The sequence below is a fragment of the Caulobacter endophyticus genome, from assembly GCF_003116815.1.
Lineage (GTDB): Bacteria > Pseudomonadota > Alphaproteobacteria > Caulobacterales > Caulobacteraceae > Caulobacter > Caulobacter endophyticus.
This window is the reverse complement of record NZ_QDKQ01000077.1, coordinates 365551-391722: the sequence shown is the minus strand read 5'-3', so window position 1 is coordinate 391722 and position 26172 is coordinate 365551. Positions and strand designations below refer to the sequence as shown.

Annotated in this window: 30 protein-coding genes and 2 tRNA genes; 6 read left to right on the top strand and 26 right to left on the bottom strand. The window is 69.1% G+C overall.

From position 1 onward, the window contains the following. The 4 genes from DDF67_RS25190 to DDF67_RS25175 all read right to left on the bottom strand — a co-directional run. Positions 1-621 (bottom strand): leucine zipper domain-containing protein (locus DDF67_RS25190; protein WP_109455485.1); only part of this gene is annotated, 621 nt, incomplete at its 3' end. A 45-nt stretch (positions 622-666) separates the two neighbouring features. Beyond that, positions 667-1203, bottom strand: a complete 537-nt coding sequence (locus DDF67_RS25185) for a hypothetical protein (RefSeq protein ID WP_109455462.1) — start codon at positions 1201-1203, stop codon at positions 667-669. Then, complete coding sequence (locus tag DDF67_RS25180) at positions 1181-1888, bottom strand: fimbrial biogenesis chaperone (protein ID WP_109455461.1); 708 nt, start codon at positions 1886-1888, stop codon at positions 1181-1183. The genes DDF67_RS25185 and DDF67_RS25180 overlap by 23 nt, the downstream gene beginning before the upstream one ends. A 1-nt stretch (position 1889) precedes the next feature. Further along, the gene (locus DDF67_RS25175; protein WP_269845480.1) at positions 1890-2336 is read right to left on the bottom strand and encodes a Csu type fimbrial protein; all 447 of its coding nucleotides are present in this window, start codon (positions 2334-2336) and stop codon (positions 1890-1892) included. Between the two features lie 4 nt (positions 2337-2340). On the opposite strand from DDF67_RS25175, the gene DDF67_RS26310 reads away from it, so the two are divergent. Both DDF67_RS26310 and DDF67_RS25170 read left to right on the top strand, forming a co-directional pair. Then, positions 2341-2466, top strand: a complete 126-nt coding sequence (locus DDF67_RS26310; protein WP_269845479.1) for a hypothetical protein — start codon at positions 2341-2343, stop codon at positions 2464-2466. Positions 2467-2999: 533 nt separating this feature from the next. Then, positions 3000-3194, top strand: a complete 195-nt coding sequence (locus tag DDF67_RS25170; protein WP_109455484.1) for a DUF3606 domain-containing protein — start codon at positions 3000-3002, stop codon at positions 3192-3194. Positions 3195-3201: 7 nt separating this feature from the next. Here DDF67_RS25170 and DDF67_RS25165 read toward each other — a convergent pair. After that, positions 3202-3277: transfer RNA gene (locus DDF67_RS25165), tRNA-Ile, on the bottom strand. Positions 3278-3437: 160 nt separating this feature from the next. On the opposite strand from DDF67_RS25165, the gene DDF67_RS25160 reads away from it, so the two are divergent. Further along, the gene (locus DDF67_RS25160) at positions 3438-4178 is read left to right on the top strand and encodes an SIMPL domain-containing protein (RefSeq protein WP_109455459.1); all 741 of its coding nucleotides are present in this window, start codon (positions 3438-3440) and stop codon (positions 4176-4178) included. A gap of 61 nt (positions 4179-4239) precedes the next feature. Here the strand turns inward: DDF67_RS25160 and DDF67_RS25155 are convergent, their stop codons facing one another. The 9 genes from DDF67_RS25155 to glmU all read right to left on the bottom strand — a co-directional run bounded on the left by DDF67_RS25155 (position 4240) and on the right by glmU (position 14235). Continuing rightward, the gene (locus DDF67_RS25155; RefSeq protein ID WP_109455458.1) at positions 4240-4707 is read right to left on the bottom strand and encodes a hypothetical protein; all 468 of its coding nucleotides are present in this window, start codon (positions 4705-4707) and stop codon (positions 4240-4242) included. Further along, positions 4707-5063, bottom strand: coding sequence for an aspartate 1-decarboxylase (gene panD / locus DDF67_RS25150; protein WP_058347267.1), 357 nt, complete (start codon positions 5061-5063; stop codon positions 4707-4709). Before panD ends, DDF67_RS25155 begins: the two co-directional genes overlap by 1 nt. A gap of 147 nt (positions 5064-5210) precedes the next feature. Beyond that, a complete protein-coding gene (locus DDF67_RS25145) occupies positions 5211-5957 on the bottom strand; it encodes an alpha/beta hydrolase (RefSeq protein ID WP_233247773.1) in 747 nt (248 codons plus the stop codon). 71 nt (positions 5958-6028) lie between these two features. After that, entirely contained in the window at positions 6029-7819 is a 1791-nt protein-coding gene (locus DDF67_RS25140; protein ID WP_109455456.1) for a long-chain-acyl-CoA synthetase, read from the bottom strand. Positions 7820-8019: 200 nt separating this feature from the next. Beyond that, positions 8020-9399: a class II 3-deoxy-7-phosphoheptulonate synthase gene (locus DDF67_RS25135; RefSeq protein ID WP_109455455.1), complete on the bottom strand. Its 1380-nt coding sequence runs from the start codon at positions 9397-9399 to the stop codon at positions 8020-8022. An 83-nt stretch (positions 9400-9482) separates the two neighbouring features. Beyond that, positions 9483-10730: an O-antigen ligase family protein gene (locus DDF67_RS25130; protein WP_109455454.1), complete on the bottom strand. Its 1248-nt coding sequence runs from the start codon at positions 10728-10730 to the stop codon at positions 9483-9485. After that, complete coding sequence (gor, locus tag DDF67_RS25125) at positions 10727-12124, bottom strand: glutathione-disulfide reductase (protein WP_109455483.1); 1398 nt, start codon at positions 12122-12124, stop codon at positions 10727-10729. The genes DDF67_RS25130 and gor overlap by 4 nt, the downstream gene beginning before the upstream one ends. Positions 12125-12175: 51 nt before the next feature. After that, entirely contained in the window at positions 12176-12856 is a 681-nt protein-coding gene (gene rpiA, locus DDF67_RS25120; RefSeq protein ID WP_109455453.1) for a ribose-5-phosphate isomerase RpiA, read from the bottom strand. Further along, complete coding sequence (gene glmU, locus DDF67_RS25115; RefSeq protein ID WP_109455482.1) at positions 12853-14235, bottom strand: bifunctional UDP-N-acetylglucosamine diphosphorylase/glucosamine-1-phosphate N-acetyltransferase GlmU; 1383 nt, start codon at positions 14233-14235, stop codon at positions 12853-12855. Before glmU ends, rpiA begins: the two co-directional genes overlap by 4 nt. 65 nt (positions 14236-14300) lie before the next feature. Between glmU and gph the strand changes: the two genes are divergently transcribed. The 3 genes from gph to DDF67_RS25100 all read left to right on the top strand — a co-directional run bounded on the left by gph (position 14301) and on the right by DDF67_RS25100 (position 15947). Next, on the top strand, positions 14301-15014 hold the full coding sequence (gene gph / locus DDF67_RS25110; RefSeq protein WP_109455452.1) for a phosphoglycolate phosphatase: 714 nt from the start codon (positions 14301-14303) through the stop codon (positions 15012-15014). Between the two features lie 50 nt (positions 15015-15064). Next, positions 15065-15139, top strand: a tRNA-Val gene (locus tag DDF67_RS25105). Between the two features lie 43 nt (positions 15140-15182). Continuing rightward, positions 15183-15947: a prepilin peptidase gene (locus tag DDF67_RS25100; protein WP_109455451.1), complete on the top strand. Its 765-nt coding sequence runs from the start codon at positions 15183-15185 to the stop codon at positions 15945-15947. On the opposite strand, the gene gspN is transcribed toward DDF67_RS25100, so the two are convergent. From gspN to DDF67_RS25040, 12 genes are read right to left on the bottom strand one after another with little or no spacing between them, the layout of a single operon-like run. Beyond that, on the bottom strand, positions 15918-16628 hold the full coding sequence (gspN, locus tag DDF67_RS25095; protein ID WP_109455450.1) for a type II secretion system protein N: 711 nt from the start codon (positions 16626-16628) through the stop codon (positions 15918-15920). The genes DDF67_RS25100 and gspN overlap by 30 nt on opposite strands. Further along, entirely contained in the window at positions 16625-17089 is a 465-nt protein-coding gene (locus tag DDF67_RS25090) for a type II secretion system protein M (RefSeq protein ID WP_233247772.1), read from the bottom strand. Before DDF67_RS25090 ends, gspN begins: the two co-directional genes overlap by 4 nt. Continuing rightward, positions 17086-18162, bottom strand: coding sequence for a type II secretion system protein GspL (gene gspL / locus DDF67_RS25085; protein WP_233247771.1), 1077 nt, complete (start codon positions 18160-18162; stop codon positions 17086-17088). The genes DDF67_RS25090 and gspL overlap by 4 nt, the downstream gene beginning before the upstream one ends. Continuing rightward, complete coding sequence (gene gspK, locus DDF67_RS25080; protein ID WP_109455449.1) at positions 18159-19133, bottom strand: type II secretion system minor pseudopilin GspK; 975 nt, start codon at positions 19131-19133, stop codon at positions 18159-18161. The genes gspL and gspK overlap by 4 nt, the downstream gene beginning before the upstream one ends. After that, a complete protein-coding gene (gene gspJ, locus DDF67_RS25075; protein WP_109455448.1) occupies positions 19130-19720 on the bottom strand; it encodes a type II secretion system minor pseudopilin GspJ in 591 nt (196 codons plus the stop codon). The genes gspK and gspJ overlap by 4 nt, the downstream gene beginning before the upstream one ends. Then, on the bottom strand, positions 19717-20088 hold the full coding sequence (gspI, locus tag DDF67_RS25070) for a type II secretion system minor pseudopilin GspI (protein ID WP_109455447.1): 372 nt from the start codon (positions 20086-20088) through the stop codon (positions 19717-19719). The genes gspJ and gspI overlap by 4 nt, the downstream gene beginning before the upstream one ends. Continuing rightward, a complete protein-coding gene (locus tag DDF67_RS25065; RefSeq protein ID WP_109455446.1) occupies positions 20069-20614 on the bottom strand; it encodes a GspH/FimT family pseudopilin in 546 nt (181 codons plus the stop codon). Before DDF67_RS25065 ends, gspI begins: the two co-directional genes overlap by 20 nt. Beyond that, the gene (gene gspG, locus DDF67_RS25060; RefSeq protein ID WP_109455445.1) at positions 20529-20975 is read right to left on the bottom strand and encodes a type II secretion system major pseudopilin GspG; all 447 of its coding nucleotides are present in this window, start codon (positions 20973-20975) and stop codon (positions 20529-20531) included. Before gspG ends, DDF67_RS25065 begins: the two co-directional genes overlap by 86 nt. A gap of 12 nt (positions 20976-20987) precedes the next feature. Beyond that, positions 20988-22199, bottom strand: coding sequence for a type II secretion system inner membrane protein GspF (gene gspF / locus DDF67_RS25055; protein ID WP_109455444.1), 1212 nt, complete (start codon positions 22197-22199; stop codon positions 20988-20990). Further along, positions 22186-23646 (bottom strand): type II secretion system ATPase GspE, encoded by a 1461-nt coding sequence (gene gspE / locus DDF67_RS25050; RefSeq protein WP_109455443.1) that lies wholly within the window; start codon positions 23644-23646, stop codon positions 22186-22188. Before gspE ends, gspF begins: the two co-directional genes overlap by 14 nt. Next, a complete protein-coding gene (gene gspD, locus DDF67_RS25045) occupies positions 23643-25679 on the bottom strand; it encodes a type II secretion system secretin GspD (RefSeq protein ID WP_109455442.1) in 2037 nt (678 codons plus the stop codon). Before gspD ends, gspE begins: the two co-directional genes overlap by 4 nt. After that, positions 25676-26125, bottom strand: a complete 450-nt coding sequence (locus DDF67_RS25040; RefSeq protein WP_109455441.1) for a type II secretion system protein N — start codon at positions 26123-26125, stop codon at positions 25676-25678. The genes gspD and DDF67_RS25040 overlap by 4 nt, the downstream gene beginning before the upstream one ends. Between the last annotated feature and the right edge of the window lie 47 nt (positions 26126-26172).

Below are 26172 nucleotides of genomic sequence, written 5' to 3'. Positions count from 1 at the left end.
GTGGCGGGCGAGCCAGGCCAGGGCGCGCTCGAGGAAGGCGGTCGTGTCGTGCTGGCCTTCGGAGGGCAGGACCTCGGTGTAGGCCAGGCGCGAGGCGTCATCGACGCAGACGTGCAGGAAGTCCCAGCCGGCCTTGCGCGAGCGGCCCGCCTGGCGGTCGCCGGTGACGCGGTGGCCCTGGACGTTGAACTTGCCCAGCTTCTTGATATCCAGGTGGATCATTTCGCCGGGGGCTGAGCGCTCGTAGCGGATGATCGGAACCTTGGGGTCCAGCGCCGACAGCTTGCCCAGCCCCAGGCGGCGAAGGACCAGTCCGACCGTCGAGCGGGCCAAGCCCAAGGTCTGGGCGATGGCCGGACCGGTCATCCGCTGGCGACGCAGCGCTTGGATCTGGTCGACCACGCCGGCAGGGATCCTGCGCGGACATCGGCGCGGCGCCGAGCTGCGGTCGTGAAGCCTTCGCTCGCCGCCCCGCCGATGCCGTTGCAGCCACTTGCCGGCCGTGCGCCGGGAAACCCCGAAGGCCTCCGCCGCCCTGGCCACTGACCAGCCTTGCTCGATCCGATCAACCATCAGGGCTCGACCAACTGGGGTCAGCCGCGCATTCTCATGCACGTTCATCCGGGGCCTCCGGGCTAGAGTTTGGCGCTTCGCAACCCCAGCCTCTCAGCACCGCCCCGGGTGAACAACCTTCATAGCTTCGACAGCTAGCCCCAGGGCGTCGACGCCCAGGCGGTCGTCGGCGTCGGTCTGGCCGCCGTCGGCCGAGAAGATGTAGTTGAGCACCGCGCCCAGGTCCTGGCGGGGGGCGCCAGCCGCCTCGCGGCGCACCGACAGGTCGAAGCGCTGGATGGCCAGCTGATCGATGTCGGCAGTAACCATCAGGCGCTGGCCAAGATCGTCATAGGTCGCCGACAGCCCCCGGATCGTCGCCAGTTCGACCAGTTCCATGCCCGGAGCGGCCAGGCCGACCGCGCGCATCTCGTCGGCGCGCATCCGCAGGCGTCCGTCAGCCTCGCGGACGACGGCGGCCACCAGGCCGGTGTTGCGGCCATTGATCCAGACTTCGAGCTGCAGGTCCTCGCGCAGGGTCTCGACCGCCTTCAGATCCGGGAGCGGCAGGTCCTGGGCCAGGGCGCAGGCCCCGAAGGCGGTGAAGACGGCGCTCAGGAAAGCCGCCTCAGTCGCTCTTGAGCGGCGCATCGATCGGCCCGGTATCGGTGTCGGCGATCAACCGAACTCCGGCGGCGGGCTGGAAGGCCCCCGCGGGCCAGGAGACTTCCGCTCCAGGCAGAACATAACCAACCAGGCCCTTGCGTTCGGCAAGGACCGCGCCAGAAGCGTCGCCGATCCGTAGATTGGCCAGACGCAGGCGGCGGGCTCCGGTGTTGCGGCCCACCAGCGCCGCCCCGCCGTCCTCGGACGCCTGCAGGCGCCATTCGATCCTGGGGCGCTCGCGGCCGGAGCCAAAGAACAGGGGGATCGAGTGACGCATCAGAAGGGTGACCTGCCGGCCGGACTCGCTAAGCGGCGGCGGCAGCTCGTCGACGATCAGTCGGTAGGATTCCTCGCTCTCCGGCGGCCGACCGTCGAGCCGCACGACGCGCACCGTGCGGCTGGCGCCGGGCTCGACCTTGGCGATCGGCGGGCTGGCGACCACGCCCGTCGCCGGGGTGAGCACGTCGCGGCCATTGGCCTGGGTCCAGCGGAACACCCGGATCTGGACGTTCAGCGCCGCGGCGTCGTCGTTCTGCAGCGTCAGGGTCGTCGCGTTCTGGCCCGCAGGCAGGTCCAGGCTTACGGGGCTGACGCGCAGCGACGCGGCGGTCGCTTGCGCGCCGCCGAGCGCGCCCAGGGCCAGAGCGGCCAGGAGGACGACCGCGCGCATGTCAGTAGGTGATCGTCACCGCCACGAGGTCGCTGTAGGCGCCCTGGGCCGGCGTCGTCTGGGCCGAGACACGGCCGTAGGCGGTGTAGGACTGCACGGCGCCGTTGCCGGTGCCGGCCTGGGTGTCGACGTTCTGCGTCACGCCCCAGACCTGGGTGCGGCTCGCGTCGCGGTAGAGGGCGTAGCCGACCGTGTCATTGGCCGCGCTGGTCATCTTGCGCGCGGCCACCGTGGCGCCGGTGCCCGCCCCGGCGCTCAGAGCGACCGTATAGGGGGTGGAGTTGGTGCACTGGACGCCGATGGTGCTGGTGGTGTCGATGTTGGCGTCGATGACGCCGTGCGAGCCGAAACTCACGTTCGAGGCCGACTGCACCTTGCATTCGCCTTGAATGGTCAAGTTGACTTGAAAAGAACTCGACGCCGTCGCAGCAGACGCCGAACCAGACATAGCCATGAACGCCATCGTGCCAACGACGAAAACTGAAGTCGCTATTTTCCTCATGTCCGGCCGCCCCTTCTGGAAATTCGAACAGGATCTCACTCGCGTAAGACTTGCGACCCTCGCCATTGCCGAGTGATTAACGAGCATTAGGACTGACTGCGACAGCCGGTCGCGGAAGTTGCGCTCCCTCAGGTGGAGCGTCCGAGAATCCACCTCCTCCGGAAGTGGAGAAATGTCAATTTTCGGGACCTGCTTTGGTTGAGCACCAAGGGAAACGTCGATTTTTGAACATTGTTATGTCGCGCGCGACTGACATTGCTGAAAGTAGCCGACTTCTTGTTATCGGGAGACGGTCGCAGGACGTTTTGTCGCAGGCTGTCACGGCGGTTCAATCGCTGAATCGGCGCCGTCTACAGAGGGCTATGGGCCGGGTTTCGACAAATCCGGCCGCCATCCTCCAAGTCAAACGACGTTCAGAGAGGCAGGATCGGCATCGTTCGAGGGGCGCTCCACCGCACCGCCCTCGAACGGCGCGGCCCTCCTCCCCCAGCCCCGAGGCCGCCCGACCGCCGTCTCGCCTTACCCCGACAAGGCGGGACGGCGGCCGCACCCGCCGCTCGCATGGAACGCGGCGGCGCTTCGCGGCTTCCTTCCGTAAAGGAGGCCGCCATGCCCCACGTCAGATCCGTTCCGCCCGCCCTGCCCGCTGAAGGCGCCGACGCGTCGATCGACCTGCAGGAACCTCGCTCCGTCCGCTACTGGACCGAGACCCTGGGCGTCAGCGAGGAACAGCTCCACACCGCCTGCGAACACGCCGGCGCGTCGGTGGAGGAAGTGCGCAGGTATCTCGGCAGCAACAGCTGAGAGGACTTGGTAGGCCTGGAGGGACTCGAACCCCCAACCAGACCGTTATGAGCGGTCGGCTCTAACCATTGAGCTACAGGCCCCCATGCCGCGTGGGCCGACGAGAGTCGGCGCGGGCGAGGACCGGTCGATTAGCATGGGCTGCACGCGGCTTAAAGGTGCGGTTCAGGTTGAGTTTGCGACAGGGGATCCAATCGCGGCTCGACGCACTGTTGGGTTCCCGCGCGCAGGAGAACAAGAACCATGATCCGCACCCGCTCGACCGTTCCGGCCCTGATCGCCGCCGGCGTCGCCGTCCTGGCCCTGTCGGCCGTCCCCGCAGCCGCCCAAGGCAGCGCCGATGCGGCCTTCCGGGCCACGACCTTCAACCTGTCGGCCACTGGCGAGACCGTGATCGCCCCCGACATGGCCACCATCACCCTGGGCGTGCAGACCGAAGGCGCCAGCGCCGCCGCAGCCCTGTCGGCCAACGGTTCGGCGATGAACAAGGTGATCGCGGCGCTGAAGAAAGCCGGCGTCGCCGAGCGCGACATCCAGACCTCGAACCTCAACGTCAATCCGCAATACGTCTACGAGGAGAACAAGCCGCCGCGCCTGACGGGATATCAGGCCAGCAACCAGGTGACGATCCTGGCGCGCGATCTCTCCAAGCTGGGCCAGACGGTGGACGCGGCCGCTTCGGCCGGCGCCAACACCGTCAGCGGCATCAGCTTCGGCCTCCAGAACCCGCAGAAGGCCGAGGACGAGGCGCGCATCAAGGCCGTGGCCGCCCTGAAGGCCAAGTCCGATCTCTACGCCCGCGCCACCGGCTACAAGGTGGTGCGCCTGGTCAGCCTGAACGAAGCCGGCGGCTACACGCCCTCGCCGCAGCCCGTGGCGATGTTCGGCTACGCCAAGCGCGAAATGGCCGACTCCACGTCGATCTCGGGCGGCGAGCTGAAGGTGCGGGTCGAGGTCAGCGCCACCTACGAGGCCCAGCCGTAAAGACTGGCGTCAACTTTGAAGCTGGAAGCCTTGCTCCCCACCGGGAGCGAGGCTTTTCTTTTTAGAAGCCGGCGTTGACGAAGGCACGCTCGACGCGGTCCTGGATCTCGATGCCCGGCAGGGCGCGCTCGCCTTCCATGACGGCGAGATAGCGCAGGCCGGAGGATTGGCGGCCCTCGCTGGCGGGCATTGGACCCATGGCCCAGCCCACGCGGTTCGTAGCCGAGCTGTCGCAGCTGATGAACCTGGCCTCGCCGGCCAGGTTGGCCTTCAGCACGTCCTGGGCCGTGGAGGTCTTGCCCTCGCAGGTCGGCAAGTTGCGAGCGCAGGAGATATAGCCGCCGCCGGTCCAGAGCACCTTGCCGTCGGCCTGGGCGATTAGCACGCAGGTAGAGGGCGAGCCGATGGCCCGGCCCACGGCCTGGGTCAGGGCTTCGTCGTCGACGCCCTTGGGCAGCTTGGAGCCGCCGCAGCCGGCCAGAGCCAGGGCGCTGGCCAGGACGAGCGCCAGGGCGGCGGCCGACCGCATCAGGCGGCCTGCTTGATGACGTTGCCTTCGTCGAGCAGCACGACGGTCGGGGCGTAGTTGCGCGCCTCCTCAGCCGGCATCTGGCAGTAGGTGACGACGATAACAGTGTCGTTCTTCTGCACCAGACGGGCGGCGGCGCCGTTGACGCCGATCACCTTGGAGCCGCGCGGGGCCTCGATGGCGTAGGTGGTGAAGCGCGCGCCGGTGGTGATGTTGAGCACGTCGACCTGTTCGTTCGGCAGGATGCCCGAGGCGTCCAGCAGATCACGATCGATGGCGATCGAGCCTTCGTAGTCGAGGTCGGCCTGGGTCACCGTGGCGCGGTGCAGCTTGGCCTTCATCATGGTCAGAAGCATGGCGACGCCCCTTCTTATTTCGTTGAAACACTGGGATTTCGCGAGGTCGCCACACACATGACCCGCGTTCAGTCAGGGCCATATAGACAGGATGCGGCGCGGGTTCAATCGCAGCGCAGCAAGGCGCGGTGGATGGCCGCGTGAGGATCAGCCCGCCTTGGCCCTCAGGAACCCCGTCATCTGGGCCAGCACCGGCGCCTTGCGGCGGAACGGCCGCGAAAGGGCCAGCAGCGGCGCCGCGTGATCGAGACCCGGATAGACCTGCTCCTCGACGACCGCGCCGGCCGCGCGCAGAACCTTGGCCAGCTTGCGGGTGTTGCGCGGGCGGACGGTGTGATCGTCCTCGCCCGTAGCCAGAAAGGCGGCTGGCGCGTCGGCGCGGGCGAAGCTGGTCGGTTGGGTGGCCGGCAGGTCCTCGACATGGCCAAAGGTGCGGGTGGTGATCGGCCCGTCCAGCGGCAGGATGGCATAGGGGCCGGAGAGGCCGGCGAAGGCCTTCACCGCGCCAGGCGCCACATCGGCGCCCCTCAGCCAGGAAGGATCCAGGGCCAGCATGGCGGCGATGTAGGCGCCGGCCGAATGACCCGACAGCGACAGCCGCGCGGGGTTTCCGCCTAGGCGCGGCGCATACTTGACCGCCCAACGAACGGCCAGCGCAGCATCTTCGAGGAAGGCCGGATAGACCACCTCGGGATGGAGCCGATAGTCTGGCATGACGACGACGAAGCCCTGGGCCGCCAGGGCGCGGGCGGCCCAGGCATAATCCCTCCGGCAGCCCGAGTTCCAGGCCCCGCCGTAGAAGAACACCAGCACCGGCCAGTCCCCTGCCCCACGGGCCGGTGCGTAGACGTCAAGCCTCTGGCGAGGATGGTCGCCATAGAAAGCCCCGCGCACCAAGCGGCGCGCGGGGTCCTTTGGCGTCACGGCGGCGAAGATCGCCAGTGGCGACCAGGCCTCCGCCAGGCTCAGAGCTTGAACCCGCCGGCCAGGATCTTGGTGTAAGCCGCCTTGGTGACCTTCACATAGCCCTTGCCGGGCTCACGGAAATACAGCGGATCCTTGATGACGGCCGGGTCGAAGCCCTCCTTCACCAAGTCGATCTTGCGGTACTTGAAGGTGCCGGTGGTCTCGATCTCGGGCTGCAGGCGCACGAACACCGGACGGGCGTAGGCGGGCATCTCGCGGTCGACATATTCGGCCAGGTTGTCGATCTCGAACTCGGGGCCGACCACCAGCGAGGCCATGCCGGCCTTGCCGTCGAGGTCGCCCACCGGCACGCCGTAGACGTTGATTTCCTTGACTCCCGGGAAGCCGGCCAGGCGCTCGGAGACCTCGCTGGTGGCGACGTTCTCGCCCTTCCAGCGGAAGGTGTCGCCGATGCGGTCGACGAAATAGATGTAGCCGTCGCTGTCCTGGCGCATCAGGTCGCCGGTGCGGAACCAGGCGTCGCCCTTCTCGAAGACGTCGTGCAGCACCTTCTTTTCGGTGGCGGCCTTGTCGGCGTAGCCGGTGAAGTTGGAGCGCGCGTCGCTGGCGATGTGGCCGATGCACTCGCCGATCTCGCCCGGCTTGACCTCGATGCAGCAGCCATTGGCGCTGCGCACGGGCGTCTCGGTCTCGACGTCGAACTTGACGATGCGGATGTTGAACTTCTTCTTCAGATAGCCCGGCACCCGGCCGATGGCGCCGCGGCGGCCGTCGAAGTTGAACAGGGACACGTTGCCTTCGGTGGCGCCGTAGAACTCGAGCACGCCGCCCACCTTGAAGCGGTCGAGCATGTCCTCCCAGACGTCCGGGCGAAGGCCGTTGCCGAAGATCAGGCGCAGCTTGTGGGCGCGCTCGAACTCGTTCTCGGGCTGGTTGGCCAGGTAGCGGCACAACTCGCCGATATAGACGAACATCGTGCAGTTCTCGGTGACCACGTCGCTCCAAAAGTGGGTGGCCGAGAACTTCTTGCGCAGCACGATGCTGCCGCCATTCAGAAGACCCGCCCCCATGGCGCAGAGGCCTCCGGTGGCGTGATAGAGCGGGAGGGTCACGTAGATGCGGTCGGTGGCGCGCGAGTCGGTCGAACCGGCGAAGCCGCGCATGTAGAGCTGAGCGCGCATGTGGGTGATGCGCGCGGCCTTGGGCAGACCCGTGGTGCCGCTGGTGAAGATGTAGAGCGCGGTGTCCTTGGCCTTGAGGCCGTCGCGGGCCGTCAGACGGTCGGGGCGCAGCTGGCTGCAGCTCTTCAGGGCGTTGACAAGGTCGCGCTGGTCGCCGTGGACGGGGCCCAGCACCCACTGCTGGATATGACGGCCGAGCTGCTCCTTCACATCCTCGAAGCAGGGCGAAGTCTCGGTGTCGATGATGCAGTGCAGCGCCTGGGAGATGTTGAGGCAATGCGCCAGCGCGGCGCCCGTCAGTTGGTTATTGATGAGAGCCGTGGCGACACCGACCTTCGAAAGGCCGTACCAGATGGCGAGGTACTCGATCCGGTTGGGCATGAAGAGGGCGACGGTCTGGCCGCGGGTGATCCCCTGCCCCTTGGCCCAGTGCGCGTAGCGGTTCGCGATCGCGTCCAACTCGGCATAGGTGATCGTCTTGCCTTCGAACGTGATGGCGGGATTGTTGCGCCACTTATCGACCGCAGCTTCCAGATCGTCGCAGATCAGGTTGTCGCTGTCGGGCGCGATCGACTTCACACGCTTTAGGGTGCGGGTCAGCCCCTTTAGGAACCGCCACTCGCGCTTCAACTTGGCCTGCAGACGCATAAATTCACTCCCTTCAAACAACCATTGGAGAGCGCCGGGCTAGCGGTCAAGTCGTTGGAAGGTCTTGAGTGTGCATCTGCGAAAAGCAACCTCGCAATTGCGACAAATCTTTTCGCATGCCGTAAGGGCACTATTGAAAGGGCCCCGTGGAACTGATCCACGGGGCCCCTTTCGTCTCGAATCCGAGGTTGACCTTAAGGTCAGCCGTTGGCGACCTTGCGTTGGTCGTCGCGCGCCGCCTTCAGCTTCTCGGCCACCAGGAACGCAAGCTCCAGGGCCTGCTCGCCGTTCAGGCGCGGGTCGCAGTGGGTGTGGTAGCGGTCGGCCAGATCGGTCTCCGACACCGCGCGGGCGCCGCCCAGGCATTCGGTGACGTTCTGGCCGGTCATCTCCAGGTGCACGCCGCCGGGATGGACGCCTTCCGAGTGGGCCACTTCCACGAAGGTCTTCACTTCGGAGAGGATGCGGTCGAAGGGGCGGGTCTTGTAGCCTGTCGAGGCCTTCAGCGTGTTGCCGTGCATCGGGTCGGTAGCCCAGACGACGGCGCGGCCGTCGGCCTTGGTGGCCTTCATCAGGCGCGGCAGGCGATCGGCGATCTTGTCCGAGCCGAAGCGGCCGTACAGCGTCAGGCGGCCCGGCTCGTTGTTGGGGTTCAGCACGTCGATCAGGCGCAGGAGGTCGTCTCCCTCCATGGTCGGGCCGCACTTGAGGCCGATCGGGTTCTTCACGCCGCGCATGAACTCGATGTGGGCGCCGTCCAGCTGGCGGGTGCGCTCGCCGATCCACAGCAGGTGGGCGCTAGTGTCGTACCAGTCGCCCGAGGTGCTATCGACGCGGGTCATGGCTTCCTCGAAGCCCAGCAGCAGGGCCTCGTGGCTGGTGAAGAACTCCACGCGCTTGAGGTCAGGCTGGGTGTCGGGCGTGACGCCGACCGCCGACATGAAGGTCAGGGCCTCGGAGATTTTCTCCGACAGTTCGCGATAACGCGCGCCCTGCGGGCTGTCGCCGACGAAGCCGAGGGTCCAGCGATGGATGTTGTAGAGGTCGGCATAGCCGCCGCTGGCGAAGGCGCGCAGCAGGTTGAGCGTCGCCGCCGACTGGCCGTAGGCCTTCAGCAGGCGGTCCGGATCAGGAACGCGCTCGGCCTGGTTGAAGTCCATGCCGTTGATGATGTCGCCGCGATAGGACGGCAGGGTCACATCGCCGATGGTCTCGATCGGTTCGGAGCGCGGCTTGGCGAACTGGCCGGCGATGCGGCCCACCTTCACCACCGGCTTGCCGCCGGCGAAGGTCAGCACGACCGCCATCTGCAGGATCAGGCGGAAGGTGTCGCGGATGTTGTCGGCGTGGAATTCCTTGAAGCTCTCGGCGCAGTCGCCGCCCTGCAGCAGGAAGGCGCGCCCTTCGGCGACATCGCCCAGCAGGCTCTTCAGACGGCGCGCCTCGCCAGCGAAGACCAGAGGCGGCATCTGGCGGAGCGTCTGCTCGACCCGCTCGACCGCACCCGCGTCCGGATAGTCCGTCGGCACGTGCTTGACGGGTTTGGCTCTCCAGGTCGCGGGGGTCCACCGGGCGGTCATGATCTTCTCGAAGGTTCTAAAGGGATGCGCTCATAGCGCACCCCAGGGGCAAAAGCAAAAATCGTGCGGCGAACGGCTATATTTCAGCCGAGCGAGGAAAGTTCGACCAATTCATCGCTGTATTCGCCGCTCGAACGACGCACCACGACGCAGGCGATGATGGCAAGGGCGCCGACGGCTATCCACCATTCCTGCCAGACGCCGAAGCTCAGCGCGCCGATGACCAGATAGCTTGTCAGGGCCGCGCCGCTCATGGCGGCCGCCCCGCGATCGGTGTGGGCCGCACGGGCTACGCCATAGGCCAGCCAGCAGAAGAAGGCGCCGGCCAGGGCCGCGCCGACGGCGCCGAGTTCGAGCCACAACTGGAGTTGGGCGTTGTGGGTATGCAGCGGCACTGCGTCGCCGAATGTGCGGCTGGCGTCCAACCCCCAGCCCCGGAACGGATGATCCTGGATGTGATCGGCGGCGAAGGCCCAGATATTGAGACGCGCGTCCCAGGAAGGCGGGACCAGGCCATGGAGCCAGCCCCAGAAGCCGGTCTGGATCGCCCACAGCACCGCGATCGGCGCCACGACGAACGGGGCGGCCACGGCCAGGGTCAGCAGACGCCCGCCGAGCTTGCCGGTTCCCTTGACCAGCAGCCAGACCGCGCCGCCAGCCGCCAGGGCCACCAGGCAGGAGTCGGCGCTGGACAGCACCGAGGTGGTCACCACGCCGGCCAGCAGCAGCACGACGGCGGCCTTCCTGCCCCGGCGCGCCAGGACGGCCGCGGCCGGCCAGAACAACACCGACATGACGTAGCAGCCGATGGAGATCTTGATCTTGGCGATGTCGGGCCGGACCGGATCGCCGGTCAGCACGCGCAGCTTCTGAAAGATCGAGGCGCCGGTCAGCGCGTCGACGCCCACGACCACGGCCAGAGCCAGCAGGCCAAAGCCCATCACCGTGGCCGCTCGGTCGGCCGCGCGGGCCGACAGGCGCAGCGCCGCGGCGACGGCGGCGCCGTAAAGCGCCAGCTGCAGGAACAGCTTCACGGCCGTCACCTTCTCGACGTCGCCGTAGTCCTTGAGCGACCCCGGCGGCGGAGCGGCCGGGCTCCAGGTCATGCTGTAGGCCGCCCAGATAGCCAGCAGCAGCAGCATCAGGGCCGGCGCGGCCGGCGCCCGGGGCCTGCCCATCACCGGCAACACCAGCAGCCCCGCCAGGGCCATCAACGGCGCGAAACCCAGCTGCGCAGCATAGCCCAGCAACGGGGTCAGCGCGAAGACGAAGACCATAACCCCGCCAAGCCAGGGCGTGCCCTTCTCCGGAACGACGGAGGCCGTGGTCATACGCCGCCCACCTCGGCCGGGACGTATTTCTCGCGCATGGTCACCAGCTCCTCGGCGAGGGTCGGGTGAACCGCGCAGGTGCTGTCCCATTGCGGCTTGGTCACGCCCATCTTCACGGCGATGGCCGCCATCTGGATGATCTCGGGCGAGTCGGGGCCGACCACGTGGACGCCCACGATTTGCTCGTTGTCCTGGCGGACGACCAGCTTCATCAGGCAGCGCTCCTGGCCGCCGTAGAAGGTAAGCTTCATCGGCCGGAAGACGGCGCGATAGACGTCGACCTTGCCAAAGGCATGGCGAGCCTCGGCCTCGCTCATGCCCACCGCGCCGATCGGCGGCTGCGAGAACACCGCCGAGGCGACGAGGTCGTGATCAAAGGTGGTCGGATTGCCGTAGAATTCGGTCTGGGCGAAGGCGGCGCCCTCGCGGATCGCCACCGGCGTCAGGTTGATGCGGTCGGTCACGTCGCCAACGGCCCAGATGCTGTCGACATTGGTCTTGGAATAGGCGTCTACAGCGATCGCGCCGTCGTCCTTCAGCTTCACCCCAGCGTTCTCCAGGCCCAGCCCCTCGACGTAGGGTTCGCGGCCGGTGGCGAAGAGCACGACGTCGCTCTCGAAGGTGAGGTCGTTGTTGAAAGTGCTGACGAGACCGCCTTCGGTCTTCTCGATCGACTTGTGTGAGCAGCCCAGCACCACCTTGACGCCGCGCTTCTCCATCTCGTCAGCGAGGTGTGCGCGGACGTCGTCGTCGAAGCCGCGCAGGATGTTGGAGCCGCGATAGCAGAGCGTGGTCTCGACGCCGAGCCCGGCATAGATGCCGGCGAACTCCACGGCGATGTAGCCGCCGCCGACCACCAGCACGCGCTTGGGCAAGGTCGGCAGGTGGAAGGCCTGGTCCGAGGTGATGCCGTGCTCGGCGCCCTCGAAGTCAGGGCGCACCGGACGGCCGCCCGTGGCCACCAGGATCCGTTTGGCTGTGTAGCGGCCGGCGTCGCCTTCGGAGCCTTCCTTCGGCAGCACCTCGACGGTGTGCGGGTCCAGGATGCGGGCCTTGCCGTGCAGCAGGTGGGCGCCGGCCTTGCGCAGGTTGGTGACGTAGATCCCCGACAGACGCGCGATCTCGACGTCCTTGTCGTGCAGGAAGGTCTTCCAGTCGAAGCTGGCGTCGCCGATCGTCCAGCCATAGCCCTTGGCGGTCTTAAGCTGGCTGGAGACCTCGCTGGCGTAGACCATGAACTTCTTGGGCACGCAGCCGCGCACCACGCAGGTGCCGCCGACGCGGTATTCCTCGGCCACGGCCACCTTGGCGCCCGAGAGGGCCGCGAGACGGGCGGCCCGCACGCCGCCCGAGCCGGCGCCGATGACGAAGAGGTCGAAGTCGTACTCAGCCATCATCGGCTCCGGATCAAAGCGAACTTAAAGCGTCGGGATCGGGATATGGGATCAAGGCAGAAGCTTGACCACCCCTTCGTCGGTCCCCACCAGGGCCTCGTCTGCAAGGTCGAGGAACAGGCCGTGATCGACCACGCCGGTAACGGCCTTCAGCGCCGAAGCCAGGGCGGCAGGCTCGGTGATCGCGCCCGAAGCCATGTCATAGATCACATTGCCGCCGTCGGTGACGACGATGCCGCGGTCGGCCATGCGCAGCCGCGGCGGCGGCAGGTCGAACTCGGCGGCGATGTCGGCCAGGCGACGCCCGGTGTGGGGGTGGCCGAAGCGCACCACCTCGATCGGCAGCGGAAACTTGCCCAGCACCTTCACGTGCTTGGCGGCGTCGGCGATGACGACGCAGCGCTTGGAGGCCTCCCAGACCAGCTTCTCGCGCAGCAGGGCCGCGCCGCCGCCCTTGATCAGGGACAGGCCCGGGCCGATCTCGTCGGCGCCGTCGACGGTGAGATCGATCGACATGACGTCGTCCAGCGTCGCCAGCGGGATGCCCAGTTCACGGGCCAGGCTGGCGGTCGCCTCCGAGGTCGGCACGCCGCGGACGTCGAGCTTGCGGGCCGCCAGGGCCTTGACGAACCAGGCGGCGGTCGAACCGGTCCCCAGGCCCACCACCATGCCCGGCTCCACCAGCAGGGCGGCGGCTTCGCCCGAAGCCTTCTTCTGCGCGTCGGCGCTCATGCCTTGTTGTCCTTCTTTGCCTGCTTCTGGGCCTGCTTGAGGGCGCGGAACCTGGCCGCCCACCCGGTCTTGTTGGTCTGTGGCGCACGGCTGAGCGCCAGGTCGCCGGCGGGCACGTCGCCCGTTATCACCGAGCCCGAGCCGGTCATCGCCCCGTCGCCGATGCGCACGGGCGCGACCAGGGCGGAGTTGGAGCCGATGAAGGCGCCCGCGCCGACATGGGTCTCGAACTTCTCGAAGCCGTCGTAGTTGCAGAAGATCGTGCCGGCGCCGATGTTGGCCTTAGGGCCTACGCTGCCGTCGCCCAGATAGCTCAGGTGGTTGGCCTTGGCGCCCGCGCCGACCTTGACCTTCTTGACCTCGACGAAGTTGCCGATGTGGGCCTCGGGACCGATCTCGGCCCCCGGACGCAGGCGGGCGTAGGGACCGATCAGGGCGCCCTGCCCGACCGAGGCGCCTTCCAGATGGCTGAAGGCCTTGATCACCGCGCCCGAGGCGACGCTGACGCCGGCGCCAAACACCACGAATTGTTCGACCGTGACGCCGGCGGCGATTGTCGTGTCCCATGACAGGTGGACGGTCTCGGGCGCGGGCATGGTCACGCCCTCGGTCATCAGGGCGGCGCGGCGGCCGGCCTGCCAGACCGCCTCGGCGGCGGCCAGCTCGGCCTGGGAGTTGACGCCCTGCACGGCGGCCTCCGGCGCGAAGGTGGCGCGGGTGGCCAGCTTGCGGTCGTGGGCGATGCCGACGATGTCGGTCAGATAATACTCGCCCTTGGCGTTGTCGTTGCCGACGGCGGCCAGAAGGTCGAACAACTGGGCGCGGTCGGCGGCCAGGACGCCGGAATTGCAGTGCTTCAGCGCCAGGACGGCCGGCTCGGCTTCCTTGGCCTCGACGATGCGCAGCAGCACGTGGCCGGGGGCCAGCACCAGGCGGCCGTAGGCGCCCGGATCGGCGGCCTCGAAGCCCAGCACCGCCACGTCGGCGCCGGCGGCGCGCAGATCGAACAGCGGGGCGATCACCGGGGCGGTCAGCAGCGGGCCATCGGCGAAGGTGACCACCACGTCGCCGTCGAAATCGTCCAGGGCGTCCTTGGCGACCAGCACCGCGTGGCCAGTGCCCAGCGGCGGATCCTGTACGACGGCGGCGTCGGGGCCCAGGCGCTCGCGGACATGCTCGCCGACCTGCGGACTGTGGGCGCCGACCACCACGACGATACGCGTGCAGCCCAGGGCCTGAGCGGCGTCAATGGCGTGATCGAGCATGGCCCGTCCGCCGACCTTGTGCAGCACCTTGGGGGTCGGCGACTTCATGCGCGTGCCCTGGCCAGCGGCCAGGATCACGGCCGCGCGCGGGCGGGAGGGAACGGTCGTGGTCATGAACCAGGCGACTCCGAAGCGAACCAAAGTTGCATTAGCCGCGCCTTTAGCCGAAAGGCCAGGGCATGTCTCTTTCGCACGCCCTCAAAGATACGACGATCGCCTTCGACCTCGACGGCACCCTGGTCGACACCGCGCCAGACCTGGTGGGGGCGCTGAACACCATCCTCGCCGAGGAGGGCCTGCCCGCCCTGCCTTTCGGCGATGTGCGCAAGATGGTCGGGCGCGGCGCGAAGGCCCTGCTGGAGCGCGGCTTCGCCGCCGCGGGGGCGCCGCTAGACGCCGAGCAGGCGCCCAAGCTCGTCGAGCGCTTCATCGCCATCTATCTGGGCCGCATCGCCCATGAGAGCGCGCCGTTCGAGGGCGTGGTCGAGACGCTGGAAACGCTGAAGGCCGCCGGCGCGCGCCTGGTGGTCTGCACCAATAAGCTGACCCACCTGTCGGTGGCCCTGCTGGACGCCGTCGACCTGACCCGATTCTTCGACGCCGTGGTCGGCGCCGACGACGCCCCCGCCCCCAAGCCCGACCCGCGCCACGTGCTGGCGGCCATCGCCGCGGTCGGCGGCGACCCGGCCCGCGCGGTCATGGTCGGCGACAGCATCAACGACGTCCTGAGCGCCAAGGCCGCCAAGGTGCCTGCTCTGCTGGTCTCGTTCGGCTACACCGAGGCTCCGGTGGAGACGCTCGGCGGAGATCTGTTGATAGATCGCTTTTCCGAGGTCCCACAGGCCGCAATCTCGCTTTTGGGCACTTGCGGCGCGGAAAAGAGCGGTCTATAGCCCCCTCCTCTCGCGGCGGGGACTTCTTCGGAAGGCCTAGCCCACACGGCGGATGCTTAGCTCAGCGGGAGAGCACCTCGTTCACACCGAGGGGGTCGCAGGTTCAATCCCTGCAGCATCCACCATTTCCTCCCTTCTTCGGACATCTCGTACGGAAGGTCGGCAGCCATGCAGGTTTCCGAGATCTTCTGGACGCTGGCGGCGATCGTGCTGGGCCCGTTCGTGGGCAGCTTCATCGGCCTGCTGACCCTGCGCCTGCCCGCCGAACGGCCGTGGGCGGCCGGACGCTCGGCCTGCGACGGCTGCGGCCGAAAGCTGTCGCCGCTGGATCTAATTCCCATCTTGAGTTTCGCCGCCCTGCGCGGGCGCTGCCGCAGCTGCGGCGCGGCGATTCCCCGGCGCTACCTGCTGCTAGAGCTGGCCTGCCTGGGAATCGGCGCCTGGAGCGCGACGAGCTTCATCGGCCCCATGGCGCTGGCCACGGCCGTCCTTGGCTGGTGGCTGCTGCTCCTGGCGACGATCGACGCCGAACACTTCTGGCTGCCGGACATGCTGACCCTGCCGCTGGGCGTGGTCGGATTCGCGGTCTCGATCCTGGTGCTGCGCGAGCCGGTCTGGACGCCGGTGCTGGGCGCGGCCGTGGGCTTTGGGTCGCTATGGCTGCTGGCCTTCGCCTACAAGCGCCTGCGCGGCCGCGAGGGCCTGGGCGGCGGCGATCCGCGCCTGCTGGGCGCCATCGGGGCCTGGACAGGCTGGAGCGCCCTGCCCTCGGTCGTCGTCTGGGCGGGTCTGGCGGGAATCAGCGTCGCCCTGGCGCAACTGGTCCTTCGCCGTCGCGTGACGATGGACCAGCGGCTGCCGTTCGGGGTGTTCCTGGCGATCGGCGCCTGGCTGACCTGGCTGCTAGGGCCGCTTCACGGCCTTTTCGGCTGAAAGCCGCGTCGAGATCACGCGCCTTACGCCGGCGGCGTCCTTGGCGAAGCCCTGGTCCAGCGCGGCCTGGACCAGCACCGGATCAGCAGTGGCCACCGCGATCTCGGCCTGAAGCCGCCCCGCCCCGTCGGCCCGCAAGGTGATCGCAGCCCCGCCCCCGCTCGCCGGCGTCAGGCGCGCGACCCAGTCGCCGCCGATGCAGGCCGGCGTCCCGGCGAAGGTCGTCCCGCCCAGCAACGGACCCTGCGCCGCGCGAAAGCGGACCTGACCGCCTGCCCGACGGCAGCGAGCATCGCGGAACAGCGCATCCACGTCCTTGGCCTCAATCCGGCCGGCCAGTTGGGCCGTATCGAGCATGATCGGCCCGCTCAGGCCTTCCATGCCCTTGTCGCGACCCGCGCGCAGCACGAAGGCCCGCCCGGCGGCCTTGTCGGCCGCGTGCAGGCGCAGGTCTCCCCCCAGCAGGGCCAGCGGCGAAAGCCCGACCTGGAAGCCCCCCAGGCGTCTGCCCTGGACCGTGACCAGGCTCACACGACCCCGCCAGACCGTGCCGGAAGCCTCGGAGACAGCCAGCCCCCCACCTTCGGTCAATCGGCTGGTCAGCAACGTGACCGGCGCCAGCGCCACGACCATCACGGCGGACAACCCGGCCAGCACGGCGACAAGAATCCGGGTTTTCATCGGGCGGCCCTTGCAAAGGTGACCTCGGCCTCGACGAGGCCGTTGTCGAGACGCGAGGTGGTGAAGCCGGCGACGCCGAGCCCCGCCTCGCGCTCCAGCAACGCCGTCCAGGGCAGCAGGGCGCGGGCGTCGACCGCGTTGATCCAGATCGTGAAGGCGCCGTCGCTCTCCTGGCGCTTGCGGGCGATGGGCATGCCAAGGCCCGCGGCGCTGGTCTCGACGATCGCAGCGACAGGACGGGCGTCGGCCTTGGCGGGCGCGCCGTCCATGGACGCGAGCTTCAGCGCGGCGGACTGCTCGCGGGCGTCCTGAAGGCGCTCGCGAACATCCACGCTCGCGCGCTTCAGAGGCATGACGACGCCATACAACCCGCCGACGCCGAGGATGGCGGCGGTCATGACGGCCAGCATCACCCGCTCGCGCGGCGTGCGGGCGTTCCAGCTTTCGAGGATCCGGCTCACGGCTTGCTCCGCACTATGAGGTCGCTGGTGACGCGCTGGCCTTCGGTGACCGTGCCCTGCTCGACGACATCGAAGCCGCCAACCTTGAGCGCCTCGCGAAGCTGATCCATGTCGGAATAGTTGGCGTAGGAGACCGACGAACGGATCGCGCCGTCCTGGCCATAGACAAGGGTGTCGAGCCGCATGCCCGAGACCGAGCGCACGGCGTCGAGATAGCCCGCCGCCAATGCGCCGAAGCCCTGCCGCCGGCTGGCCTGCAACCGGCCGATCGCGAACCGCGCGGGGTCGCCATAGCGAGCGGCCTGCGGGACCAGCTGTACGGCCACGGCCTTGTTACGGCCTTCGATGGCGCGGGCCTCCAGGCCATCCTTGGTGATCTGGCCCAGCAGCAGCCCCAGCGGGGAGATAACGACGATGGCCGCGAGAATGGCCAAGCGCTTCCAGCGCAGCACCGGTCCATCGTGACGCGGTGCGAACTGGCCTTGCAACAGGTCGACGACCGGGCGCTCGGCGCTGGCCAGCAGCCACGCGTCGAGCTCGGAGGCCGGGATGTAGCGGTGAGGCCGCTCGCCGACGACGATCGAGGCCAGCTCTGGCTCGACGCCGAAGGCCAGTCCCTGCGCGCGCACGCCCAGCCGCTCGCCGAAGGCGGCCAGCACGGTGCGTCCTTCGGCGTCGTCGGGCAGCAGCAAATAGTCGGGCAAGGCGCCCGTCACCGCCACGCCGCGCGCCTGCGCCGCCTCAAGGCCCGAGCGCAGCTTTTCGCGGTCAATCCAGACCACCAGGGCGCGGCCCTCGGCGTCGCGTTCGCCGACGGCCAGGTGAAGGCCCTCAGGACTGCCTGCGACCGCATCGCCGACCTGGAAGGCGGCCGCCGCCCGCGCCTGGGCCGCGCTGCCGGCCGGCAGGTCGAGCCAGCGGGTCACGGCCTCGGCGCCGGGCAGGACCAGCACGGCTGAACCACCCGCCTGCTCGCTGGGCAGCAGCTTGCGTCGCACTGGGCCGGCGACGCCGGGCTCGACGATCTCGGGGGCCTCGTCGGGCCCGTCGGGGAGAAACAGCAGGCGGGTCATTCTTCCAGGGTCCAGCGCCGGGCGACGAGATGGACGCGGTTCGTCGGGCCGGCTTCGAAAAGCGAGGTCATGAAGGTTTCGCCGCCGGCCAGGCCGACGCGGCTTTCGAGCGAGAAGTAGCGGGTGCGGAACCGGATCTGGTCGCGCACGCCGTCGACCGGCGCGGCGCCGGCCAGGGCCTTCTGGCCCCAGAAGGCCTCCAGGTCCGACCAGCCGCCGGCCGGCCGCGCGGCGATCGCCCGGCGAGCGTTTTCCGGCGGCGCCGCGCCCAGGGTGATCGCCGACAGCAGGACCGCCCGGCTCTCCGGCAGGGTGTTGACGTTGATCGGCGACAGGTCGGTGGTGGGCAGCGCGCAGACGTATGGGCGCAGCGTGGCGTAGATCCCGGTGTCGAAGCCCCGCACGGCGCGAAGTTCGCTGACCTCGGCCAGGGGACCGCCGGCCGTGCGATGCGGAACGCCGGCCGAGGCGTAGCCATCGTCCTCCAGCCCAGCCGGGCCGACATCGTTGCTGTCGATCCATTGGGCCAGGCTTTCAGCCAGATCCGGACCGTTGGGCGCGCCCAGAAGGCTAATCAGGCTGGCCAGCTGGCGCACGCCCAGTTCGCGGCGACGAAACGGCTCGCCCTGGTTGGCCTCGACGACGCTGTTGAGGTTAAAGCAGCCGGTGGCGTCGGCTAGCCGGGCCTGAATCACCCCGCCCTCGATCGGAAACTCCACGGCGCGACCGTTCCAGTCGCCCTCCAGAGTGGTCTTGCCTGTGTCGCGGGCCAGCAACTGGTCGATGCGCGAGCGGGCCATCTGCTCGCCGCCCAGGGCGTACCAGCGGGCCTGGCCGCCAACCTGGGCGTTGAACGAGCGGCGCAGGCCAAAACGGATATCCTCCAGCACGCCCACGGCGATGATGCCGATGACGGCGACCATCAGCAGCACCGTCAGCAAGGCTGCGCCTTCCTCGTGCCGGCGCCTCATCGCCCCTCCCCCGAGGTCAGGAACAGCTGGTCGATGCGACCGAGGTCGGCCAGCGTCATGTCCAGGCGCACGGCGGTGGGTATGTCGGTCTGCGGATTGCCCTTCCAGGTCGGCGTCCAGGCGCCGTTGAAGAGGAAACTGGGCTCCACGCCGCGCACGTCGCGCAGCAGCACCTGCGGCGGGCCTAGCCGCGCGCCGTCCAGCGCCGGCCGAGATCGGCGTTCCAGGCGGCCTTCGACCAGCGCGTACTCCACATATTGCAGCGAGGCGCGGGCGTCGGCGTCGGGGTTCTCCCAGCCGCGCCGGACGAAGGCCAGCAGCGGACCACCGCCGCCCCAGGGATCGCCGCCGGCGAAGGCGGTCAGGCTTGGGCGGCCGTCCTCGCCGCGCGTACGACGAGCCGCGGCCTGCGAGAGGTCGGCTTTCAGGATGGCGCGGGCCCGCTGCAGCTCGGCGTGGCGGTCGACGGTGACCCTCACGGCGCCCTGGTTGGACAGGGTCGAGCCCATCACGGCCACGCCCGCCGCGCTGATCAGGGCGAAGATCAGAACCGCCACCAGCATTTCGACCAGGGTGAAGCCTTTCATCGCGCGCCCCGAAACAGCGAGGCCCAGGCCAGCGGCGCGCTCGAGCGCGGCGCGGCGACGGCGATGTCGACGCGGACTATGGCGGGATCGGCGGTGCGGCTGACCTGGCGGGTCCAGGCCCACGCCCGCCCGCCCGCCGCTTCGATCCCACTGCTGCGGCCGATGGCCGGCGGCGTGGCGCTGGCCATGGCCTCGACCGCGCGGTTGTCGAGCACCACCTCGGCCAGAACCCGGTCGGCCAGGCGGCCTCCCGCGCGGGTGTTCTCGCCGGCGAGGTTGAGCAAGGCCAGCACGGCCAGGCTGAAGATCGCCAGCGCGACCAGCAGCTCGATCAGGGTGAAGCCGGCTTCAGAAGGGGCGCGGGGCATCGAGCGAGACGTTCCCTGCCAGATCGACGACGACGGTGCGACGCGCCTGTCCGCGCGCGAAGGTGAACTCGGCGGGATTGGCCAGACCGGTAGGATCGAAGATCACGACGGCGTCTGGCGAGGCCGTTACCTGCGTGCCCTCCTCGAAGGCGCGGGCGCGGAACGGCGGCTCATCCAGGCGGCGCCAGTCGCGACCCTCGCGGCGCTCGAAACGGTACGCGCCATCGGCCGCCACGACGCGGACCTGCCCTCCCCGGAACACGGCCTCGTCGCGGGCGCGCAGCAGGGTGGCGGCGAAGCGCTCGGCCTCCTGCGGCAAGCCAGGGCGGCCGTCCGGCAAGGCCAGGACGACGGCGCTGGCCAGCAGGCCCATGATCACCAGAACGATCATGAGCTCGACGAGGGTGAAGCCCCCCCGCCTGCCGGCGTTGCGCGGGATGTCAGCCCCAGTTGCCAATGTCGGCGTCCTTGCCCTCGCCGCCCTCTCGGCCGTCGGCGCCGAACGAGAAGACGTCGATCGCGCCATGCTGGCCCGGCGAACGATACTGGTAATCGTTGCCCCAAGGATCCTTGGGCAAGCGACGCACATAGCCGCCTTCGCGGTAGCGGTCAGGCTGGGCCAGGCTGGCCGGCGGCGTCACGAGGGCGGCGAGGCCGTCCTCGGTGCGCGGGAAGGCGAAGGTGTCGAGGCGGTAGCCCTCCAATGCCTGCTCCAGCACCGCCACGTCGGCGCGAGCCTTCTCCTTCATGGCCTTGTCCTGGCTGGGCAGGACGTTGATGGCCACGACGGTGGCCAGAAGGCCCAGGATGACGATGACGACCATCATCTCCACCAGGGTGAAGCCGGCTTCGCGGGCGCGGCGGCGGGTCTTGTCAGGGGCGCGCATGGTCTTGGCCTCCTAGTTCATGGCCAGGGTGTTGATCTGCAGGATGGGCAGCAGGATCGAGAGGACGATGGTCGCCACCACGCCGCCGAGCACGACGATGATCGCCGGCTCCAGAAGGCTCAGCAGGGTGGCGGTGAAGGTGTCGAATTCACGCTCGAGATATTCGGCGGCGCGGGTCAGCATGGCGTCGACGCGACCGCTGCTCTCGCCGCTGGCGGTCATGTAGACAAGCACCGGCGGGAAGACGCCCGTGCGGCGCATGGCGGTCGACAGCGCCCCGCCCTCGCGGATGCAGGCGATCATCTCGTCCATGCCGCCGCGCAGGGCGGCGTTGCGGACGGTGCCGGCGGTCAGGATCAATCCCTCCAGCATCGGCAGGCCGCTGGCGATCATGGTCGCGAGCGTGCGAGCCAGGCGCGCGGCGTGAACGTTGCGGATAAGCTGCCCGACGAAAGGCAGGCGCAGAAAGAAGCCGTCGGCGCGCAACTTGAACGCCGGGTTTCGCAGGGCCCGCCAGTAAGCGAAGGCCAGGCCCGCGGCCACTAGCACGATCAGCCAGCCGAAGTGCTGAAGGAAGCCGGACAGGCCGATGACGATACGGGTCAAGAGCGGCAGGGTCTGGCCCATGCTGTCGAACTGCTCGACGACCTTGGGAATGACGAAGACCATCAGCACGGTGACGACGAGACAGGCCACCAGGGCCAGCACGGCCGGATAGACCAGGGCCGTGGTGATCCTGGCGGCGACCTTCTGCTGCTGGTCCAGCAGATCGGCCAGGCGCTCCAGGATGGTCGGCAGCGCGCCTGAGGCCTCGCCGGCCGCGACCATGGCGCGGTAGAGCGGGGGGAAGGCGCCGGCCGGCCTGGCCAGGGCGTCAGACAGGCGGTAGCCTTCCAGCACGGCGGCGTGAACCTGCTCGACGACCCGTTTGAGCTTGGGCCGGTCGGCCTGCAGGGCGATGGTGCGCAGGGCCTCTTCCAGGGTCGAGACGGCGACCAGCGTGGCCAGCTGGCGGGTGAACAGCGAGCGATCGCGACCGCCCAGGCGATCGCCGAACATGCCCTGCCCGCTTTTCGCCGCTACCGGAGCATGGGGCGAGACCTTAACCGGCGCGAGGCGGCGGCGCTCCAGCTGGACGCGGGCGTCGCCCTCGTCGGCGGCCTTGATGCGGCCCGAGCGCGCAGCGCCGGAAAGGTCGAGGGCGACGTAGTCAAAGCTCGCCATCGCGCGCTCCCGTCCCGGTGATGCGCAGCACCTCCTCGACCGTGGTCAGCCCTTCGAGCACGTAGCGGCGGGCCTCGTCCTTCAGCGCCACTTCGACGCCGGCGGCAGCGATCTCGTCCTCGGCGGCGTTCTGGCCGATCAGGCGGCGTACGCCATCGTCGACGCGCAAGGCTTCGTAGACGCCGATCCGCCCCTGGAAGCCGGTATGGCCGCACTCGGCGCAGCCGACAGGACGACGCAGCGGCGTGCCGGCCGGAACGTCGACCAGAGCCGCGGCGGCGGCGTCGGCCGGCTCCTCCACGGCGCACGAGCGGCACAGGCGGCGCACCAGGCGCTGGGCGATGATCAGGCGCATGGTCGACGCCAGCAGGAACGGCTCGACGCCCATGTCGCGCAGGCGGACCACGGCCCCGGCGGCGTCGTTGGTATGGACTGTCGACAGCACGAGGTGGCCGGTCAGGCTGGCCTGGACGGCGATCTGGGCGGTCTCGGCGTCGCGGATCTCGCCGACCATGACGACGTCCGGATCCTGGCGCAGAATGGCGCGCAGGCCGGCGGCGAAGGTCATGCCGACCTTGGTGTTGACCTGGGTCTGGCCCACGCCGTGGACGGCGTACTCGACCGGATCCTCGATGGTGAGGATATTGCGGCTCTTGTCGTTCAGCAGGCCAAGGCCCGCATAGAGCGTCGTGGTCTTGCCCGAACCGGTGGGGCCGGTGACAAGAACGATGCCGTTGGGCTCGCGCAGGGCCGCCTCCAGGGCGGCGAGCATCCGGGGCGACATGCCAAGGTCGGCCAGGCCCAACCCCGCCTGCTCCTTGTCGAGGATGCGCATGACCACCCGCTCGCCCATGCGGGCCGGCAGGGTCGAGACGCGGACGTCCAGGCTCTTGCCGCCCAGGGCCAGCGAGATGCGGCCATCCTGGGGGATGCGCTTTTCGGCGATATCCAGCTTGGCCATCACCTTGACCCGCGAGACCAGCATGGCGGCGATGCGCGGCGACAGACTGAGGATCTCGCGCAGCACGCCGTCGACCCGCAGGCGTACGACCAAGGCCTGCTCGTAGGGCTCGATATGGATGTCGGACGCGCCCGAACGCACGGCCTCGGCGATCAGGCCATTGATCAGGCGGATCACCGGGGCGTCGTCCTGCGGGTCAAGCAGGTCGGCGGCGGTGGGCATGTCTTCCAGGAGGTGCCCCAGCGCACCGTCGAAGTCGTCGCCCGAAGCCGAAGCCAGGCCCGCCCCGGCATAGACCTCGGAAAACTTGCGATCGAAGGCGGCCGTGGCGAGCATCTGCAGCTTCAGCGGCGCGCCCAGGGCGCGCCGCGCCTCGATCAGGGCCAGCGGATCGAAGCCCTCGCGCAGGCCGATCGTCGCCTGTCCGTCCAGCGACAGCAGGACGAGGCCATGGCGCTTGGCGAAGGCGTAGTCGAGGGCGGTCATTGCGGCTGCGTCTGGGGCGGAGGCGGCGGCAGGACCGCGGGCGAGGTGCGCTGGAAATCGCGGATCACAGCGTCGAGCGAGCTGTCGCCCTCGGGCGTGACCAGGGCGCTTTCACGCCGCATGCGGTCGAGACGCGGGCCGGTGACGGCGCGGGCGTCGTCGACCGTCTTGATGATCCGAGGACGGATGAAGACCATCAGGTTGGTCTTGCCGCGCTCGCGGGCGGTGCTGCGGAACAGGCCGCCGATGCCCGGGAGATTGCCCAGACCGGGCACCTTCTGCACCGACGACGTCTCGGTCTGGTCCAGCAGGCCGCCCAGCACGACGATGTCGCCGTCGTCCACAAGGGCCGTGGTCTCGATCTCGCGCTTGTTGATCACCAGCTCGCTGGAACCGACGCTGACCGGCCCGGCCACGGCGGATACTTCCTGGCGCAGGAACAGGGTGATGCCGCCGCCGGCGTTGATCTGCGGCTTGACCTCCAGCTGAACGCCGACGTTCTGGCGCTGGATGGTGCGGAACGGGTTGGAGTTGGCGTCGCCCAGCACCTCGCCGGTGGTGATCGGCACTTCCTGGCCGACCAGGATGCGGGCCTCCTCGTTGTCGAGCGTCATGATCGACGGCGTCGACAGGAGGTTGGAGCCGCTGTCCTTCTTCACCGCGTTGATGATCGCGCCGAACAGCACGTCGCCGCTGCGGCCGGCCACGCCGCCTGTTATGCCCGAGGCGTTGAGCAGCGAGTTGATCCCCGCCTGGCGCATCGAGGTCACGGCCTCGGAGTCGCCGTCCCTGGGATCGCCCGCCGCGATGGCGCCCGCCAGCGGCAGCAGGCTGGTCGAGGCGTTGGTGTAGTTGGTGGCCATGAACGGGATCGTCCCGTTGGTTCCGCCGAGCAGCAGCTGGACGCCCAACTGCTTGGCCGCGTCGTCGGAGACCTCGACCACGATAGCCTCGACCAGCACCTGCTCGCGGCGAACATCGAGCTGGCGGATCACTTCGGAGAGCGTGCGCTGCAGCTCCGGCGGGGCGTTGATGATCAGGGCGTTGGCGCCGGGATAGCGGGCGACGTTGGCGCGGGCGCTACCCGGCGCCGTCGTCACGGCTGAGGTCGTGGCGGGTGTGGCGTTGACCGATCCCGTCCCGCCGCCGGCCGTGCGACCGGCGCTCGGCGTGACGGCGGACGGCGCCTGGCCCACGAGTTGCTGCAGCACCGGTAGCATCTGCTCAGCATTGGCGTGGCGCAGGAAGACGACACGAACGTCGTCGCTGGACTCGGCGCGGCGATCGAGATCGGCGATCAGCGGCAGGAGCTTCTGGACGGCGTCGGGATCACCACGCAGCAGCACCGAGTTGCTGCTCTCGACCGCCACCACGGTGACGGCTCCCCTGCCCGCCTTGCCGTCGGCGCCCGGCCCGGCGATCAGGTCGTTGATGACCTGTGCGATCTCTCGCGCCGAGCTGTTGGTCAGGGTGACGGTGTGGACGGCGGCGCGGTCCTGGTCGACCTGGGCCAGCAGCGCCCGGATGCGGCGGACATTGTCGGCGTAGTCGGCCACCACCACCGTGCCGCCCCGCGCGTTGGCCACCACCTGCCCCTGAGGTCCGACCAAGGGTTTCAGCATGTCGGCCGCCGTAGCCGGATCGAGAGTCCGTAGACGGAACACTTCGGTGGCGAACTGCCCGCCCGCCGTACTGGGCTGGCGCGCGGCGTTCTCGGAGGGTTCGATGCGATAGACCCCGCCGCCGGCCGGGGTGGCGACCAGGTTGTTGGCCCGCAGGGTGGCCAGGAACAGTTCGAACAGCTCGCGGCGGTCCAGCGGGCCATTGCTGGTCACCGACACCGTGCCCTTGACGCGTGGGTCGATGACGAAGGTGCTGTTGGTGGTCTTGGCCACGTCCTGGATGAAGGCGCGGATGTCGGCGTCTTGGACGTTCAGCACCTGGGTCTGGGCCAGGGCCGGCGCGGCCGACGGCAAGGCCAGCGCGATCGAGGCGGCCGCGGCGAGCGCGCGCAGCGTGAGGGCCTTTGTCATGGACGTTCCGGAAACGAGAGGGTCATGCGAGCGCCGGCCCGCGAGAGTTCGACATGGTCGGCGGCGACGGATGCGAGGGTGACGCCGTCGGCGATCGTCTCGCCCACGGCGTAGGACTTCTGGACCCCGTCAGGGCCGGCGATGATCGCCGCGCCGCCGCCATCGGTCTGGCGCACGCCGAACAGTCGGAAGCCCTCGACGCTGGCGGCCCCGCCGACGCGCGAAGACGCCCCGGCCGAACCGAAGGCGTCGAAGGTTGCGAGGATCTTGGGATCGACCGCTCTCTGGACGGGCGCGGCCCTGGTCGCGATGGGCGGCGGAGGCGCGGCGACGATCCAGACAAGCCGCGCGATCTGGACCGCCAGTGCGAGCAGCACAATGAGTTCGAGCGCGATGAACGCTCTTCCCCCGTGGGTGCGGAATGTTTCGGTCAGCTTTGCGGGCATCGGCGATCGTCAGGAAGTTCAACGGCGACGAGCGCTCCCCGCCCGCA

Coding starts and splice junctions, on each gene's coding strand:
- DDF67_RS25185 (WP_109455462.1), bottom strand. CDS start 1,203: ATGCGCCGCTCAAGAGCGACTGAGGCGGCTTTCCTGAGCGCCGTCTTC.
- DDF67_RS25180 (WP_109455461.1), bottom strand. CDS start 1,888: ATGCGCGCGGTCGTCCTCCTGGCCGCTCTGGCCCTGGGCGCGCTCGGC.
- DDF67_RS25175 (WP_269845480.1), bottom strand. CDS start 2,336: ATGTCTGGTTCGGCGTCTGCTGCGACGGCGTCGAGTTCTTTTCAAGTC.
- DDF67_RS26310 (WP_269845479.1), top strand. CDS start 2,341: ATGAACGCCATCGTGCCAACGACGAAAACTGAAGTCGCTATTTTCCTC.
- DDF67_RS25170 (WP_109455484.1), top strand. CDS start 3,000: ATGCCCCACGTCAGATCCGTTCCGCCCGCCCTGCCCGCTGAAGGCGCC.
- DDF67_RS25160 (WP_109455459.1), top strand. CDS start 3,438: ATGATCCGCACCCGCTCGACCGTTCCGGCCCTGATCGCCGCCGGCGTC.
- DDF67_RS25155 (WP_109455458.1), bottom strand. CDS start 4,707: ATGCGGTCGGCCGCCGCCCTGGCGCTCGTCCTGGCCAGCGCCCTGGCT.
- panD (WP_058347267.1), bottom strand. CDS start 5,063: ATGCTTCTGACCATGATGAAGGCCAAGCTGCACCGCGCCACGGTGACC.
- DDF67_RS25140 (WP_109455456.1), bottom strand. CDS start 7,819: ATGCGTCTGCAGGCCAAGTTGAAGCGCGAGTGGCGGTTCCTAAAGGGG.
- DDF67_RS25135 (WP_109455455.1), bottom strand. CDS start 9,399: ATGACCGCCCGGTGGACCCCCGCGACCTGGAGAGCCAAACCCGTCAAG.
- DDF67_RS25130 (WP_109455454.1), bottom strand. CDS start 10,730: ATGACCACGGCCTCCGTCGTTCCGGAGAAGGGCACGCCCTGGCTTGGC.
- gor (WP_109455483.1), bottom strand. CDS start 12,124: ATGGCTGAGTACGACTTCGACCTCTTCGTCATCGGCGCCGGCTCGGGC.
- rpiA (WP_109455453.1), bottom strand. CDS start 12,856: ATGAGCGCCGACGCGCAGAAGAAGGCTTCGGGCGAAGCCGCCGCCCTG.
- glmU (WP_109455482.1), bottom strand. CDS start 14,235: ATGACCACGACCGTTCCCTCCCGCCCGCGCGCGGCCGTGATCCTGGCC.
- gph (WP_109455452.1), top strand. CDS start 14,301: ATGTCTCTTTCGCACGCCCTCAAAGATACGACGATCGCCTTCGACCTC.
- DDF67_RS25100 (WP_109455451.1), top strand. CDS start 15,183: ATGCAGGTTTCCGAGATCTTCTGGACGCTGGCGGCGATCGTGCTGGGC.
- gspN (WP_109455450.1), bottom strand. CDS start 16,628: ATGAAAACCCGGATTCTTGTCGCCGTGCTGGCCGGGTTGTCCGCCGTG.
- gspL (WP_233247771.1), bottom strand. CDS start 18,162: ATGACCCGCCTGCTGTTTCTCCCCGACGGGCCCGACGAGGCCCCCGAG.
- gspK (WP_109455449.1), bottom strand. CDS start 19,133: ATGAGGCGCCGGCACGAGGAAGGCGCAGCCTTGCTGACGGTGCTGCTG.
- gspJ (WP_109455448.1), bottom strand. CDS start 19,720: ATGAAAGGCTTCACCCTGGTCGAAATGCTGGTGGCGGTTCTGATCTTC.
- gspI (WP_109455447.1), bottom strand. CDS start 20,088: ATGCCCCGCGCCCCTTCTGAAGCCGGCTTCACCCTGATCGAGCTGCTG.
- DDF67_RS25065 (WP_109455446.1), bottom strand. CDS start 20,614: ATGGCGCGATCGACGTCTTCTCGTTCGGCGCCGACGGCCGAGAGGGCG.
- gspG (WP_109455445.1), bottom strand. CDS start 20,975: ATGCGCGCCCCTGACAAGACCCGCCGCCGCGCCCGCGAAGCCGGCTTC.
- gspF (WP_109455444.1), bottom strand. CDS start 22,199: ATGGCGAGCTTTGACTACGTCGCCCTCGACCTTTCCGGCGCTGCGCGC.
- gspE (WP_109455443.1), bottom strand. CDS start 23,646: ATGACCGCCCTCGACTACGCCTTCGCCAAGCGCCATGGCCTCGTCCTG.
- gspD (WP_109455442.1), bottom strand. CDS start 25,679: ATGACAAAGGCCCTCACGCTGCGCGCGCTCGCCGCGGCCGCCTCGATC.
- DDF67_RS25040 (WP_109455441.1), bottom strand. CDS start 26,125: ATGCCCGCAAAGCTGACCGAAACATTCCGCACCCACGGGGGAAGAGCG.